The sequence below is a fragment of the Caballeronia sp. NK8 genome, from assembly GCF_018408855.1.
GTDB lineage: Bacteria > Pseudomonadota > Gammaproteobacteria > Burkholderiales > Burkholderiaceae > Caballeronia.
Genome location: NZ_AP024322.1, coordinates 2,416,169 through 2,431,033, shown reverse-complemented (window position 1 = coordinate 2,431,033; position 14,865 = coordinate 2,416,169). Strand labels below are relative to the sequence as shown.

At 65.3% G+C, this 14,865-nt stretch carries 11 protein-coding genes; 7 read left to right on the top strand and 4 right to left on the bottom strand.

Going from position 1 to position 14,865, the window contains the following annotated elements; all coding sequences use genetic code 11:
- Positions 1-7 precede the first annotated feature (7 nt).
- Positions 8-502 (top strand): gluconokinase, encoded by a 495-nt coding sequence (locus tag NK8_RS11590; protein WP_061176756.1) that lies wholly within the window; start codon positions 8-10, stop codon positions 500-502.
- Between the two features lie 76 nt (positions 503-578).
- On the opposite strand, the gene purB is transcribed toward NK8_RS11590, so the two are convergent.
- From purB to NK8_RS11575, 3 genes are all read right to left on the bottom strand, one after another.
- On the bottom strand, positions 579-1,967 hold the full coding sequence (purB, locus tag NK8_RS11585; protein ID WP_213226425.1) for an adenylosuccinate lyase: 1,389 nt from the start codon (positions 1,965-1,967) through the stop codon (positions 579-581).
- Positions 1,968-2,055: 88 nt separating this feature from the next.
- Positions 2,056-2,757: an N-acetylmuramate alpha-1-phosphate uridylyltransferase MurU gene (gene murU / locus NK8_RS11580; protein WP_213226424.1), complete on the bottom strand. Its 702-nt coding sequence runs from the start codon at positions 2,755-2,757 to the stop codon at positions 2,056-2,058.
- A 7-nt stretch (positions 2,758-2,764) separates the two neighbouring features.
- Complete coding sequence (locus tag NK8_RS11575; RefSeq protein ID WP_213226423.1) at positions 2,765-3,790, bottom strand: aminoglycoside phosphotransferase family protein; 1,026 nt, start codon at positions 3,788-3,790, stop codon at positions 2,765-2,767.
- Positions 3,791-4,017: 227 nt separating this feature from the next.
- On the opposite strand from NK8_RS11575, the gene NK8_RS11570 reads away from it, so the two are divergent.
- The 4 genes from NK8_RS11570 to rsmA all read left to right on the top strand — a co-directional run bounded on the left by NK8_RS11570 (position 4,018) and on the right by rsmA (position 9,738).
- Complete coding sequence (locus tag NK8_RS11570) at positions 4,018-6,408, top strand: LPS-assembly protein LptD (protein ID WP_213226422.1); 2,391 nt, start codon at positions 4,018-4,020, stop codon at positions 6,406-6,408.
- A gap of 139 nt (positions 6,409-6,547) precedes the next feature.
- Positions 6,548-7,891 carry a peptidylprolyl isomerase gene (locus NK8_RS11565; protein ID WP_213228632.1) on the top strand — a complete coding sequence of 448 codons (1,344 nt, stop codon included), beginning with the start codon at positions 6,548-6,550 and terminating at the stop codon, positions 7,889-7,891.
- Positions 7,892-7,895: 4 nt separating this feature from the next.
- Positions 7,896-8,888, top strand: coding sequence for a 4-hydroxythreonine-4-phosphate dehydrogenase PdxA (pdxA, locus tag NK8_RS11560; protein ID WP_213226421.1), 993 nt, complete (start codon positions 7,896-7,898; stop codon positions 8,886-8,888).
- A gap of 34 nt (positions 8,889-8,922) precedes the next feature.
- The gene (rsmA, locus tag NK8_RS11555; protein WP_213226420.1) at positions 8,923-9,738 is read left to right on the top strand and encodes a 16S rRNA (adenine(1518)-N(6)/adenine(1519)-N(6))-dimethyltransferase RsmA; all 816 of its coding nucleotides are present in this window, start codon (positions 8,923-8,925) and stop codon (positions 9,736-9,738) included.
- On the opposite strand, the gene NK8_RS11550 is transcribed toward rsmA, so the two are convergent.
- The gene (locus NK8_RS11550) at positions 9,720-9,974 is read right to left on the bottom strand and encodes a hypothetical protein (RefSeq protein WP_162066284.1); all 255 of its coding nucleotides are present in this window, start codon (positions 9,972-9,974) and stop codon (positions 9,720-9,722) included. The genes rsmA and NK8_RS11550 overlap by 19 nt on opposite strands.
- A 169-nt stretch (positions 9,975-10,143) precedes the next feature.
- Here NK8_RS11550 and NK8_RS11545 point away from each other — a divergent pair, with 169 nt between their 5' ends.
- On the top strand, positions 10,144-11,400 hold the full coding sequence (locus tag NK8_RS11545) for a DNA repair exonuclease (protein ID WP_213226419.1): 1,257 nt from the start codon (positions 10,144-10,146) through the stop codon (positions 11,398-11,400).
- Between the two features lie 3 nt (positions 11,401-11,403).
- Positions 11,404-14,865 carry a YhaN family protein gene (locus tag NK8_RS11540; protein ID WP_213226418.1) on the top strand — a complete coding sequence of 1,154 codons (3,462 nt, stop codon included), beginning with the start codon at positions 11,404-11,406 and terminating at the stop codon, positions 14,863-14,865.

Genomic DNA, 14,865 nt, shown 5'->3' with positions numbered 1-14,865 from the left:
GATTTCGATGATTCTGATCGCAATGGGCGTGTCGGGCGCCGGCAAGTCTCTCATCGGGGAATTGCTGGCGGAGCGCCTGCAATGCTCGTTCACCGATGGCGACGCGTTCCACAGCGCCGCCAACAAGGAGAAGATGCACAAGGGCATCCCGCTGACCGACGACGACCGCTGGCCGTGGCTCAAGACGATTCGCGCCGCGATCGAGGAAAAGCAGCGCGCGGGCGAGACGGCGGTGTTCACGTGCTCGTCGCTGAAGCGCTCGTATCGCGACGTGTTGCGCGACGGCGACAAAGACGTCTGCTTCGTCTATCTCGAAGGCACGTTCGACGTGCTGCACGAACGGCTCGCGACGCGCACGGGACATTTCTTCGATCCGAAGCTGCTGCAGAGCCAGCTCGATACGCTCGAGGCGCCGGGCGCGGACGAGGCGATCGTGGTGAGCATCGAGCACACGCCCGAGGAAATCGTCGAGATCGTGATCGAGGAACTGAAGACGCGCTGATCTCGCGTTTGACGTTGCAGAAAAAAAGCCCCACGCCGCAAAGCGTGGGGCTTTTTCTTCGACCTTGCGCCGCGAATCAGGCGATACGCTTCGCCAGTTCGGCCGCTTTGCCGATATACGAACCCGGCGTCATTTCCAGCAGCAGCTTCTTGGCATCGGCGGGAATCGCCAGACCGCCGATGAACGTCTGCAACGCCTCGCGCGTGATGCCCTTGCCGCGTGTCAGCTCCTTCAACTGCTCGTACGGATTCTCGATACCGTAGCGGCGCATCACCGTCTGCACCGGCTCGGCGAGCACTTCCCACGTATTGTCGAGGTCTTCGTTCAGGCGCGCCGCGTTGATTTCGAGCTTGTCGAGGCCGCGGATCAGCGCGTCGTAAGCCAGCAGCGAATAGCCGAACGCAACGCCGATGTTGCGCAGCACGGTCGAATCGGTCAGGTCGCGCTGCCAGCGCGAGACCGGCAACTTTTCGGAGAGATGGCGCAGCGTCGCGTTCGCGAGGCCGAGGTTGCCTTCGGAATTCTCGAAGTCGATCGGGTTGACCTTGTGCGGCATCGTCGACGAGCCGATTTCGCCGGCCTTCGTCTTCTGCTTGAAGTAACCGAGCGAGATGTAGCCCCACACGTCGCGGTCGAGGTCGAGCAGGATCGTGTTGGCGCGCGCGACGGCGTCGAACAGTTCGGCCATGTAGTCGTGCGGCTCGATCTGGATCGTGTACGGATTGAACGTGAGCTTCAGCCGATTCTCGACGACGTCCTTCGAGAACGCTTCCCAGTCGAATTCCGGATACGCCGACAGATGCGCGTTGAAATTGCCGACCGCGCCGTTCATCTTGCCGAGCAGTTCGACCTTCTCGATGCGCTGGATTGCGCGCGACAGGCGCGCCGCGACGTTGGCGATCTCCTTGCCGAGCGTGGTCGGGCTGGCGGGCTGGCCGTGTGTGCGCGAGAGCATCGGTTGCTCGGCGTGCGTGTGCGCGAGCTTCACGAGGCGTTCGTACACCGAGCGCAGCGCGGGCAGGATCACGCGCTCGCGCGCGCCGGCGAGCATCAGGCCGTGCGACGTGTTGTTGATGTCTTCGGACGTGCACGCGAAGTGGATGAACTCGCTCGCGCGCTCCAGTTCCGGCTGGCCCTTGACCGACTCCTTGAGCCAGTATTCGACGGCCTTCACGTCGTGATTCGTGACGCGCTCGATGTCCTTGATGCGCGCTGCGTCGTGCGCGGTGAAGCGCTCGGCGAGGCTCAGCAGGAATTGCTCGGAGGCTTCGGAGAAGCGCGGCACTTCGGCGAAACCGGCGCGCGACAACGCGATCAGCCAGTGAATCTCGACCGTCACGCGATGGCGCATGAACGCGGCTTCGGAGAGCCATTCGCGCAGGGCTTCGGTCTTGGCGGCGTAGCGGCCGTCGAGCGGCGAGAGCGCGGTCAGCGCGAAAAGGGTATCGGGACGGGTATCGGACATGATTGCAGGCGCGGCCGGAAGGGAAAAGACGGAAGAACCGCGCATTTTACCATCGGATGCGTCCCAATCCCCGGCGCGCGCCCGCCGCTCAGCGGGTTCGCAGTTCGTCGTCGAGTGCGCGAAGTTGCGCGGGCGTGCCGACGTTTTCCCATCGGCCGGCGTAGAGTTCGCCGCTCGCGCGCCCCGCTGCGATGGTTTCGCGATAGTACGGCGTGAGCGCGCGACGCGTGCCGGGCGCGAGATCGCGGAACATGCGCGTGTCGTAGAGCCCGATATTGCCGAAGGTGTGGCGTGGCGCGCCGTCGAGCGCGAGCACGCCGTCGCTCAGCGCGAAATCGCCTTTCGCGTGGAAGGGCGGATTAGGGACCATCACGAGATGCATGCCCGGTTCGTCGCGTGCTTCGAGCGCTTCGGCGCGGTCGTGCAGGGTCGAGTAATCGAAATCGCAGAACACATCGCCGCTGACGGCGATGAACACGCCGTCTCCGATCAGCCGCAGCGCCTGCGCGATGCCGCCCGCCGTTTCCAGCGCTTCGGTTTCGGGCGAATACCGCAGCGCGACGCCCCAGCGCGCACCGTCGCCCAGTGCGGTTTCGATCTGCGTGCCGAGCCACGCGTGATTGATGACGATCGTTTCGATGCCCGCCGCCGCCAGCCGCTCGATCTGCCACACGATGAGCGGCTTGCCGCCTGCTTCGAGCAGCGGTTTCGGACAGGTATCGGTGAGCGGGCGCATGCGTTCGCCGCGACCGGCGGCGAAGATCATCGCCGTCTTGAGAGCGTGCGTCATCGTCGGCTCAGAAGGTGTAACCGACTTCGATCGCGCGGCCTTCCAGCGAGTCGAGCAGACGCGCGAACGGCCACAGCGGCGCGTAGCGCTCCGCGACCTTGCGCGCATAGCCGATGAAACGCGGCAGATCGGCGAGATATTGCGGCTTGCCGTCGCGATAGTGGATGCGTGCGAACAGGCCGAGCACCTTGATGTGCCGCTGCAGGCCCATCCATTCGAGCTGACGGTAGAAGTCGCCGAAATCCGGATCGACGGGAAGTCCGGCCTTCTTCGCGCGTTCCCAGTAATACGCGATGCAATCGAGCTGAAATTCTTCTTCCCAACTGACGAATGCGTCGCGCATCAGCGACGCCATGTCGTAGGTGATCGGGCCGTACACCGCGTCCTGAAAATCCAGCACCCCCGGATTCGGCTCGCACACCATCAGATTGCGCGGCATGTAGTCGCGCAGCATGAAGGTCTGCGGCTGCGCGAGCGCGCTCTGCACGAGCAGCGTGAAGGTGTCGTCGAGCGTCTTGCGTTCGTCCGTGGTGACTTCGCGGCCCAGATGACGGCCGATGAACCACTCGGGCATCAATTCCATTTCACGGCGCAAAAACGCCTCGTCGAAAGGCGGCAGCACGCCTTCGCGCGCGGTCTGCTGGAAGCGGATCAGCGTGTCGATCGCGTCGCGCATCATCGGCCGCGCGTTCTTTTCGTCGAGAACGGAGATGTACGTCGTGTTGCCGAGGTCGGTCACGAGCATGAAACCGGCTTCGAAATCGGCTTCGAGAATTTTCGGCACATGCACGTCAGCCGCTTCGAGCAGCCCGGCGACCTGCACGAACTCGCGGCATTTTTCGGGCGGCGGAGCATCGACGGCGATGAGCGTCTGGCCGTGCTCCGAATCGCTTTCCAGCCGGAAATAGCGGCGAAAGCTTGCATCGGCGGAAGCGGGGGCGAGACTCGCGACATTCAACCGGTAGCGTCCGGCGAAATTTTCGAGCCATGAGCGGAGCTGATTCAGGCGGGCGTCGGAAGGAATATGCGTCATAAATTCGAGGGGCCAAACATCTTGCCATATAATACCCCACGACTTTTTTAAGCGATCCGTTTCACGCCTGGCACCAGGCCCCCGACGACTGTGAGCGTCACCGTTCGATCGAGTGTCGTCCCGCTTAGCAACGGACCGTCAAGTTCGTGACTGCGGAAAGGGCGCGGCCGCCTGCCCGGCGGCATCGGGCGCGTGGGACGCGAACGGGATCGAACCGCCACCCATACATGCCGCCACGACAGTTTCCCGTATCGAAAATCCAAGGCGACGCTCAGCCACGCAGGCGGCGGCTCGTCGCCGCGCTTCTATCCGTTCCGGGTCTGATGCCCGCTCTCGCGCACGCCCAGCTCGCGGGCGATGCCGCGTATCCGCAGCCGCTCGACGGCCCCGGCAGTCTGCGCCTCGCGCCGCAACTCGAAGAGCGCCCGCTGCAAAGCGGCCAGCAACCGTCTACCTTCCTGCTGAGCGACAAGGCGACGGGCACCTCCGACGAAGACATGGCGGCGAAGGGTTCGGCGGAGATCCGCCGCACGGTGACTGTCATCAAGGGCGACGCGCTGCACTACGATCAGGACACGGACATGGCCGATGCTTTCGGCAATGTCAGGCTGATCAACAACGGCGTGTCGTTCGCCGGTCCGGAAGCGCATCTGAAGGTCGAGGCCAACGAAGGGTTCATGACGAACCCGAAGTACCACTTCAATCTGACGGGCGGCTCGGGTAGCGCCGAGCGCGCCGACATGATCGACGACGAGCGCGCGCGCATCGATCACGGCACGTACACCGCGTGCCAGTGCGAAGCCGATCCGGCCTGGTACATCAAGGGCACGTCGTTCGATTTCGACACCGGCGCCGACGAAGGCGTTGCGCATAACGGCGTGCTGTTCTTCCAGGGCGTGCCGGTGTTCGCGAGCCCGTGGCTGTCGTTTCCGCTCACGAGCGACCGTCGCAGCGGCCTGTTGCCGCCGACCTTCTCGCTCAGCTCGACGACCGGTTTCGAAGCGACGATCCCGTACTATTTCAACATCGCGCCGAATCGCGATCTGACCGTCACGCCGCGCATCATGACGAAGCGCGGCGTGCTGGGCGAAGCGACCTACCGCTACCTGTCGCCGACCTACTCGGGCTCGTTTACCGGCGACTATCTGCCGAACGACCGGGTGACGCACACGAACCGCTATGCGATCTTCTGGCAGCATCGCCAGAACTTCGGCAACGGCTTCGGCGGCTACGTCAATTACAACAAGGTTTCGGACGATCAATATCCGGAAGACCTGGGCAACGCGTCGAATCAGTTCCTGAACGGCACGCAGTTGCTGTATCAGCAGGAAGCGGGGCTCACATACAACAACGGCCCGTGGTCCGTGCTCGCGCGCGAACAGCGCTGGCAGACGCTGCAGCCTTCGGTTCCGCCGTACGCGCGTGAGCCGCAGGTGAACGTCCAGTACAACAAGTACAACGTCGGCGGCTTCGACTACGGCGCGGAGCTGGACGCGACGCGCTTCACCATCACCACCGATGGCGCGACCGACGGCAACCGGCTGTACTTCAATCCGTATCTGAGCTACGGCATCAATGCGCCGGGCTATTTCGTCACGCCGAAGGTGCAATGGCACTTCGCGTCGTACGACCTGAGTCACATCGCGACCACGCAGGTTGCGGGCTCGTCGCCGCCGGTGGCGGGGCAGCCCAAGAATTTCACCGAGTCGATTCCGACCCTCAGCTTCGATACGGGGCTCGTGTTCGACCGCTCGGTGCGCCTGTTCGGCCAGGATTACATCCAGACGCTGGAGCCGCGGCTCTACTACGTCTACACGCCGTATCACAATCAGGACTTCGCGCCGATCTTCGATACCGCCGAAGCCGACTTCGGCCTGGCCGAGATCTATACGCCGAACACGTTCGTCGGCAACGACCGCATCGCCGATGCGAACCGCCTGACGGCCGGCCTGACCACGCGCTTCATCAACCCGGCGACGGGCGACGAGCGCGCGCGTTTCGTCATCGCGCAGCAGTATTACTTTCAGAGCCAGCGCGTCACGATCACGCCGGGCCAGCTGCCCGAGCAAGCGAAGCACTCGGACCTGATCGCGGGCGCGGCCATCAAGCTGGGCGCTGGTTTCGCTTCGGAAACCGCGTTCCAATATAATGTCGATAACAATCAGCTCGTGCGTTCGAGCGTCGGTTTTGCGTTCAGCCCCGCCGAACGCAAGGTGATCAACGTCGGATACCGCTACACGCGTTCCAACCAGACCACCCTGGTGAACGAGCCGATCAACCAGATCCTGCTGTCGGGCGAGTGGCCGCTCTCGAATCGGCTCTATGCCGTCGCCCGCGTAAATTATGATCTCGCGAGCCATCGTCTCGTCGACGGGCTTCTGGGCTTCCAGTACGATGCCGACTGCTGGGCGTTCGGCTTCGGCATGCAGCGTTACGCCAACGGCGTGAACACGCAGGGCCAGCCTTCGTCGGGCACGCGCGTGCTCGCGCAATTGACGTTCAAGGGCTTGTCGAACGTCGACAATGGCCTCGTCACCGCGTTCCGTTCGAGCGTCCAGGGTTACCAGCCGCCGCCGCCGGCGCCGGCGCCGCTGTCCCGGTACAGCGATTACGAGTAGGCCGAAACGGGCGTTCTCGCGCGGGAATCCAATGACGAGCGGTCGAGAGCGGCGCCGATGGCCGCGCAGGCAGCACACACAAGCAGTACACGAACGGGTGAAGCTCGTATTTGATGGAGTATCTGTGGCAAACGTGAAAATGTTTCGATCGACGGTAATTGCAGCGGGCGCGCTCGCTGCCGCGCTGATCCTGAGTTCGCCGGCCGGTGCGCAGGCGTTGTCGAATCGCAATGCGCAGCTCGCCGATTCCGTCGTCGCGGTGGTGAACGACGGCGTCATCACGCAGCGCGAACTGCAAGAACGCACGGCGCTCATCGCGAAGCGTCTCCAGCAACAGAACGCGCCGGTGCCGCCTGCGGACCAGATGCAGCGGCAGGTGCTCGATCAGATGGTGCTCGAGCGCATCCAGCTTCAGCGGGCGAAGGAAGACGGCATCGTCGTCGACGACGCCACGGTCAACCGCACACTCTCGCGTCTCGCCCAGCAAAACCAGATGACGCTCGACGTCTACCGCTCGCGGATCGAGGCGCAGGGCGTGCCCTGGTCCACCTTCATGCGCGACGCGCGCACCGAACTCACGCTCTCCAAGCTGCGCGAGAAGGAAGTGGACAGCAAGGTCACCGTGTCCGACGGCGAAGTGGCGAACTACATCGCCAGCCAGCGCGGCCCGGGTGCGCGCAACGCGAGCGATCTGCGTCTGCAGCACATTATGTTCAAGCTTCCGTCGGATGCGCCTGAAAGCGAAGTCACGAAGGTTCAGGCCCAGGCCGACACCGTGCTCAAGCAGGCGCAGGCCGGCGACGATTTCGCGAAGCTCGCCAAGCAGAACTCGCAGGACACCGACGCCGGCAAGGGCGGCGATCTCGGCTTCCGCGCGCCGGGTTCGCTGCCGGCGGGCATCGTGTCGGCGGTGTCGACATTGCGTCCCGGGCAGGTCGTGCCAACGCTTTTGCGCACCGACGGCGGCTTCGAGATCATCAAGCTGGTGGATCGCCGCGCGAGCCAGGGCACCGCGGCCGATGCGCCGAAGCTCGTGCAGACACACGTGCGCCACATTCTCTTGCGCGTATCGGATGGCATGTCGGAACAGTCCGCGCGCCAGAAGCTGCTCGACATCAAGCAGCAAGTGGCGGCGGGCGGCGATTTTGCCAACTTCGCGCGCACCTACTCGCAGGACGGCTCGGCGTCGCAGGGCGGCGATCTCGGCTGGATCAGCCCGGGCGAAACCGTGCCTGAATTCGAGCGCGCGATGAACAACCTCCAGGACGGCGCCGTCAGCGATCCGGTGCGAAGCGAATACGGCTACCACCTGATCCAGGTGCTCGGCCGCCGCGATGCGGAAGGATCGGCGACGCAGCAGCTCGATATCGCCCGTCAGGCGATCGGTCAGCGCAAGGCCGAGCAAGCGTATTCCGACTGGCTGCGCGAACTGCGCGACACCGCGTACGTGCAGTACAAGGGCATCGCTGCCCAGCCGCAATAAGAGCATGAACTCCGCCGACGCCCGACCGCTCGCCATCGCCATCACGACTGGCGAGCCGGCCGGTGTCGGCCCCGAACTGACCGCGGCTGCGCTCGGGCAGGCGCGCGAGCGTTGGCCGTCAGCGCACTTCACGGTGCTCGGCGATCGTGCTCTGCTTGAAGCGCGTGCCGGCGCGGACTGGCTCGAAACAAACGGTGCCGTCGACGTTGAACATCACGCGCTCGCCGTGCCCGCCGAACCGGGCAAGCTGAATGCGGCGAACGGGCGCTACGTGCTGGGTCTTCTCGATGCCGCCATCGACGGTGCGGTTTCCGGCCGTTTCGACGCCATCGTCACCGCGCCGCTGCAAAAGAGCACGATCAACGATGCCGGCGTGCCTTTCACCGGCCATACCGAATATCTCGCCGAGCGCACGAACACGCCGCGCGTCGTGATGATGCTGGCGGGTTCGAGCGAGCGGCCATTGCGCGTCGCGCTCGCGACCACGCATCTGCCGCTGAAGGACGTGTCCGCGGCGCTCACGATCGACGGCCTCGTCGAAACGCTCACGATCATCGATCACGATCTGCGCGCGCATTTCGGTCTGCGCGCGCCGCGCATACTCGTCACCGGCCTCAATCCGCATGCGGGCGAGAACGGCTATCTGGGCCGCGAGGAAATCGACGTCATCACGCCCGCGCTCGAACGCGCCCGCGCGCTTGGCATCGACGCGCCGGGTCCGTATCCCGCCGACACGCTGTTTCAGCCGCGCTATCTGAAAGACGCCGACTGCGTGCTCGCGATGTTCCATGATCAGGGCTTGCCGGTGCTGAAGTATGCGACGTTCGGCGAGGGCATCAACGTCACGCTCGGCTTGCCGATCATCCGCACGTCGGTGGATCACGGCACCGCGCTCGATCTCGCCGGCACGGGCCGCGCCGATCCGGGCAGCATGATCGCCGCAATCGACGCCGCCGTCACGATGGCGCGTCACAAGCGTCACGCGCGCGCGGTGTGAATTCGGGCCACGCGCCCGCTTCTTTCAAACGAGTATGTCGACCAAACATCAAGGCCATTTCGCGCGCAAGCGCTTCGGGCAGAACTTCCTCGTCGATCAGGGCGTGATCGATTCCATCGTCGATGTGATCGCGCCGAAGCGCGGCGAGCGCATGGTCGAGATCGGGCCGGGACTGGCCGCGCTCACGGAGCCGCTGATCGAGCGGCTCGCCACGCCCGAAGCGCCGTTGCATGCGGTCGAACTGGACCGCGATCTGATCGGCCGGCTGGAAAAGCGCTTCGGCGACAGGCTCGTCGTGCATTCCGCGGATGCGCTCGAGTTCGATTTCGCGTCGCTCGCGCTCGAAGGGGAAAAGCCGACGCTGCGTATCGTCGGCAATTTGCCGTACAACATCTCGAGCCCGCTGCTCTTTCATCTGACAACGTTCGCGCACAAGGTGATCGACCAGCACTTCATGCTGCAGGACGAAGTGGTCGAACGCATGATCGCCGAGCCCGCGAGCAAGGACTACGGGCGTCTTTCGGTGATGCTGCAATACCGCTACGTGATGGACAAGCTGATCGACGTGCCGCCCGAGTCGTTCAATCCGCCGCCGAAGGTGAATTCCGCCATCGTGCGAATGATTCCGTTCGCGCCGCACGAGTTGCCCGAAGTCGAGGAAGCCGTGCTGTCCGATGTCGTGAAGGCGGCGTTCGCGCAGCGTCGCAAGGTGTTGCGCAACAATCTGGGCGCGTATCGCGACACGATCGATTTCGATGCCCTCGGCTTCGATCTCACGCGCCGCGCCGAGGAAGTGCCGGTTGCGGAGTTCGTCGCGCTCGCGCAGGCGGTTCAGCGCTCGAAAGCCTGAACGCAGCCGACATCCGACAGCAATTTCAGCAGCCGTTCCAGTCGCGCGCGCTGTTCGCGATGCAGGCCGTGCGTCGCGCTCACCTGCCGCACGCGCGTGCGCCAGTAGGTCTGGCCGAACAGCGAGTTGGCGCCTTCCGCCGACAGCACGCGCTCCAGATGCCCGATCGCGGCATCGACATTCTTCGGTGTGTACGGGCTCGTGATCGTGGTGTTTCGCGCGAGTGTTTCGTTCATCGTTATCCTCGTGTCGCGTTGATTCCGAGTGGCCGATTCTGCGAGCGGCGCGGGACATTCGACGTCCCGAATGCGCAATATCGATCGGGACGCGATGTGTCCCGACCGGCTGCTATGATCGTCAGCCCCATCGGTCCGGGGCAGAAAGACATCCTTTAACGGAGACTGCATGCGCTTCATTCACGCCGCGGATATTCATCTCGATAGCCCGCTGCACGGCCTTTCCGCCTACGCGGACGCACCCGCCGACATGCTGCGCAACGCCACGCGCGAGGCGTTCTCGAAGCTCGTGTCGGTGGCGGTCGACGAACAGGTCGATTTCATGGTGATCGCCGGCGATCTCTACGACGGCACCTGGCGGGATCACAACACGGGCATCTTTTTCTGCCGCGAGATGGGACGCCTGCGACGCGCCGGCATTCCGGTCTACGTGCTGTTCGGCAATCACGACGCCGAAAGCGAGATGACGAGCCAGCTGCAACTGCCCGACAACGTCCACACCTTCTCGACGAGAAAGCCGCAGACCTTTCGCATCGACGCGCTGAAGGTCGCGCTGCACGGCCACAGCTTTAAGGAAAAGGCGGTCACGACGAATCTCGTCACCGCGTATCCGTCGCCGGTCGCCGGGTACTTCAATATCGGCGTGCTGCACACCGCGCTCGAAGGCGGCTCGATGCACGCGAGCTACGCGCCATGCTCGGTCGCCGAATTGCACGCGAAGGAATATCACTACTGGGCGCTCGGCCACGTCCACGAATACGCGATCTGGCAGGACGCATCGACCATCGTGTTTCCGGGCAATCTGCAAGGCCGCAACATCCGCGAGACGGGACGGCGCGGCGCGGTGCTCGTCACGGTGTCGGACACGGAAGAGGTGAGCGTCGAGCGGCTCTTCATCGACGTGTTGCGCTGGGAAGCCGTCACGGTGGACGCATCACTGGCGAGCACGCTCGATGAAGTCGCGCTCGCGGTCGGACGCTCGCTGGAGGCGCTCATCGAAGCGGCGGCGTCGTCCGTGCCGCACGCGGTGCGCGTGACGATCACCGGCGCGACCGGAGCGCACGGCGAACTGTTCGGACTGGAGGCGCAACTGCGCGCGGAAGTGCTCGCGCAGATCGCCGCGATCAGCCACGACCGTCTGTGGCTCGAAAAAGTGAAGATCGCGACCGCGCCGCTCGCACACAGCGAACCCGCGAGCGGCCGCACCGACGCGCTCGCCGATCTTCACGGCCTGCTGATCGAAGCCGAGTCCGACCCGGAATTCCTGAGCATGCTGAAAGAAAGACTCATCGCGCTGGCATCGCAGGCGCCGAGCGAACTGCAGAAGTCCGTGCCCGAGCTCGAGCACGTGCGCAACGGCGAACTCGCGAAGCTCGTCGGCGACGTGCGCTCCGGGCTGATCGCGCAACTGGCGGACGCGGAGTAAGCGATGCGCATCGGCAAGCTCGAACTCATCCGCTACGGCAAATTCACCGATCACGCCGTCGAGTTTCCGGCGGCGGAACATGACTTTCACTTTGTCGTCGGTCCGAACGAGGCCGGCAAATCGACCATCAGGAACGCGATCTCCGAATTGCTCTTCGGCATGCCGCACAACTCGCCGCTCACGTTCGTGCATCCGCAGAGCGACTTGCGGCTCGGCGCGTCGATCGAGGCGGGTAGCGAAACCTTCGCGTTTCATCGCACGAAGAGCCGTAAGTCGTCGCTCAGCGCGCCGAACGGCGACGCGCTTGCCGCCGACGCGCTCGCGCCGTTTCTCGGCTCGGCCGACAAGAGCTTCTTCGAGCAGATGTACTGCCTCGATCACACGGCGCTGATTCGCGGCGGCCAAGGCATTCTCGATGCATCGAGCGATGTCGGGCAGATGCTGTTCCAGTCGGCGGCGGGCATCGCGAGTCTCGGTGACGTGCGCCAGCGTCTCGCGGACGAAGCCGATCGCCTGTGGGCGAAGCGCAAGTCGGGCGACCGCGCGTATTACATCGGCCTAAAGCAATACGACGAAGCCACCAGCGAACTGAAAACGGCGAGCGTGCGAACGACACAGTGGCGTCGCGCGCATGGCGCGGTCGAAGAGGCCGAAGAGCAGCGCCGCGAGCAGGACGCGCGCCGCGCGGAACTGGAAGCGCAGCGCGGCAAGCTGGAACGCGTGAGGCGTGTCGCGCCGTTTCTGAATGTGTGGCGCGAGAAGGCGGCGGAGTTGCGCGAACTGGGCGACGTCGTCGACTTGCCCGCGAACGCCGAAGCAACGCTGCAAAACGCGCTTACCCGGCTCGCGACGGCGCAAGGCGCGCTCGACGTACACGCGAAGGCGGCCGAGCGATTGCACGCCGAACTGAACGCGATTCACATCGAGCACGCGCTGCTCGCCGCGCAGGCGCGCATTCGTGCGCTCGACGCCACGCGGCAGCGCTGCACGCATCACGCGAGCGATATCGCCCGCCTCGAACAGGAAGTCGCGATGCGACTGCGCCAGATCGCGCAGGACGGCGCGCAACTCGGCTGGCCGCACGACGAAGCGGGCGTGCGCCGCACGATGCCCGGCGCGCTCGCGCTCCAGACGGTCACGAGCCTGATGCTCGAGCGCGGCGAACTCGAACTCGCCGCGCGCAATGCCGAGCAGGCGGCCGACGAATGCGCCGCGCAGATCGATACGCTCAAAGCGAAGCTCACGGCGATCGCGGGCGGCGATGTGCCGCCGCGTCTGCGCGCCGCGTTGCGTGCCGCGCAAAAGTATCGCGATACGGGCGCGGCGAAGGCGCGCCTCGAAGACGCGCGGCGCGACGCGCAGCATGCGCTTGACGCGGGCATCGCCGCGCTTGGCCGATGGTCGCGGCCGATCACCGAATTGAAGACGATGACGCTGCCGGCAGCCGAGCGCATCGCCGCGTTGCGCGCGCAGCGTCAGGAATACGTGTCGCGGCTGACGCTCGCCACGGATCGCGCGAAGGAAGCGCAGGACACGCTCTACGCGACGCGCAGCGAACTCGACGCGCTCGTCGAAGCGCACGATGTCGTGACGCGCGATCAGGTTCACGCCGCGCGCGCGTCGCGCGATGCGGCGTGGAGCGCGATCAGGACCGGCGATGTCGCGCTCGATGAAGGCGCGTCCGGTTTCGAAAGCGCGATGCACGCGGCGGACGGCCTCGCCGATCGCCAACTCGGATCGGTCGGACACGCGACGCAACTCGCGGCGCTGAAACGGCGTGTCGCGAGCGAGACATCCGCGCTCGCGCGCCGCGAGGAAAGCGTGCGCGAAGCCGAAGCGGCGCTGACGACGTTCGATGACGCGTGGCGCGCGCTCGCCGCGCAATCGCACATCGCGGACATGCCGCTCGACGATGCGCCGTCGTGGATCGCATCGCGCGACAAGGCGCTCGTCGCCGCGCAGACGCTCGACGCGCGCTCCGAGGAATTCGCGCGCGAATCCGCCGATGCCGATACGCGCCGCGACGAACTCGCGCGGCATCTTGCCGAGGCGGGCGCGCAACCCGGCGCGCACGTCAGTTTCGACATGCTGTGCGACATGGCCGAGGCGCATATCGCGGCCATCGACGAAGCCACGGTGACGCGCCGCAATGTCGCCGCGCAACTCGACGAAGCCCAGGCCGAACGCATCGCGCGGCAGGGCGCGGCGAAAACGGCCCGCGACGCGTACGCGCGCTGGCAGCGCGAGTGGTCGGCGGCGATCGCGAAGGCGGGCCTTGCGAACGCAGCGGGTTCGCAGGCCGCGGCCGAAGCGGCCATCGATATCGTGAAGAAGATCGGCGAGCAATTGACGCAGATCGAGACCACGCGCACCGGCCAGATCGACGCGATGCGCGCTGCGCTCGCCGCGCTTGACGGCGATGCATCGCAACTGGCGCGCGAACTCGATGAATCGCTTGCGACGCAAGGCGCGAAGACAATCGCGACGGAACTGTCCGCGCGCCTCGATCGCGCATGCGCGGCGCATGCCGAGTGGGAGCGGTTGCAGAAGGCTCACGCGTCGGCGAGCGAGCAGGTGAGTCAGACCCGCGCCGAGGTCGAAGCAGCGAAAGCGACGCTGCGTCCGCTCTATGATCTGGCTGGCGTCGATACGCCTGACGTGCTCCAGGCGCTGATCGCGCAATCGCAGACAAAGCGCGCGCTGAGCGCCGCGGTGGATGACGCGCGCGCCGCGCTCATCAAGGGCGGCGATGGCCTGGCGCTCGACGAGCTCGTCGCGGAAGTGGAGGACGCCGACATGCCGAACGTGCCGGCCGAGCTGTCGCGCATCGGCGCGGCGCTGTCGGAATCGGTGCGAATCGCGAGCGAAACCGCGACCGCGCTCGATGCCGCGCGTCGCGAACTCGCGGCCATTTCGGGCGAAGCGAATGCCGCGCGCGCCGAAGCGAAGCGTCAGGAAGCGCTTGCCGCGATGGCCGATGCCGCCGAGCGCTTCGTGAAAGTCGAGACCGCATCGACGCTGCTCAAGTGGGCGATCGACCGCTATCGCGAGCGCCGGCAGGGTCCGATGCTCTCACGCGCGAGTGCGATCTTCTCGGCGCTCACGCTCGACACGTTCGCGCGGCTCGTCGTCGATTACGACCGGCAGCCAATGGCGCTGTCGGCGGTCCGTGCGAGCGGCGAGCACGTCGAGATCGCCGGAATGAGCGAGGGCACGCGCGATCAGCTGTATCTCGCGCTGCGGCTGGCGGCGCTGGAAGAGCACGGTGAGAAGGCGTCGGCGCTGCCGTTCGTCGCCGACGATCTCTTTATCAATTTCGACGATGGACGCGCGCGCGCCGGCCTGCGCGTGCTCGCGCAGATCGCAAAGCGCACGCAGGTGATCTTTCTGAGCCATCACGATCATCTGGTCGATATCGTGCGCGACGTGTTCGGGCCGCAGGTCAACGTGTGCTACATGAGGTGA

What these genes read in the sequence shown, in the direction of transcription:
- NK8_RS11540 (WP_213226418.1), top strand. Translation starts at nt 11,404, where the DNA reads ATGCGCATCGGCAAGCTCGAACTCATCCGCTACGGCAAATTCACCGAT.
- NK8_RS11565 (WP_213228632.1), top strand. Translation starts at nt 6,548, where the DNA reads ATGTTTCGATCGACGGTAATTGCAGCGGGCGCGCTCGCTGCCGCGCTG.
- NK8_RS11570 (WP_213226422.1), top strand. Translation starts at nt 4,018, where the DNA reads ATGCCGCCACGACAGTTTCCCGTATCGAAAATCCAAGGCGACGCTCAG.
- murU (WP_213226424.1), bottom strand. Translation starts at nt 2,757, where the DNA reads ATGACGCACGCTCTCAAGACGGCGATGATCTTCGCCGCCGGTCGCGGC.
- purB (WP_213226425.1), bottom strand. Translation starts at nt 1,967, where the DNA reads ATGTCCGATACCCGTCCCGATACCCTTTTCGCGCTGACCGCGCTCTCG.
- NK8_RS11550 (WP_162066284.1), bottom strand. Translation starts at nt 9,974, where the DNA reads ATGAACGAAACACTCGCGCGAAACACCACGATCACGAGCCCGTACACA.
- pdxA (WP_213226421.1), top strand. Translation starts at nt 7,896, where the DNA reads ATGAACTCCGCCGACGCCCGACCGCTCGCCATCGCCATCACGACTGGC.
- NK8_RS11545 (WP_213226419.1), top strand. Translation starts at nt 10,144, where the DNA reads ATGCGCTTCATTCACGCCGCGGATATTCATCTCGATAGCCCGCTGCAC.
- rsmA (WP_213226420.1), top strand. Translation starts at nt 8,923, where the DNA reads ATGTCGACCAAACATCAAGGCCATTTCGCGCGCAAGCGCTTCGGGCAG.
- NK8_RS11590 (WP_061176756.1), top strand. Translation starts at nt 8, where the DNA reads ATGATTCTGATCGCAATGGGCGTGTCGGGCGCCGGCAAGTCTCTCATC.
- NK8_RS11575 (WP_213226423.1), bottom strand. Translation starts at nt 3,790, where the DNA reads ATGACGCATATTCCTTCCGACGCCCGCCTGAATCAGCTCCGCTCATGG.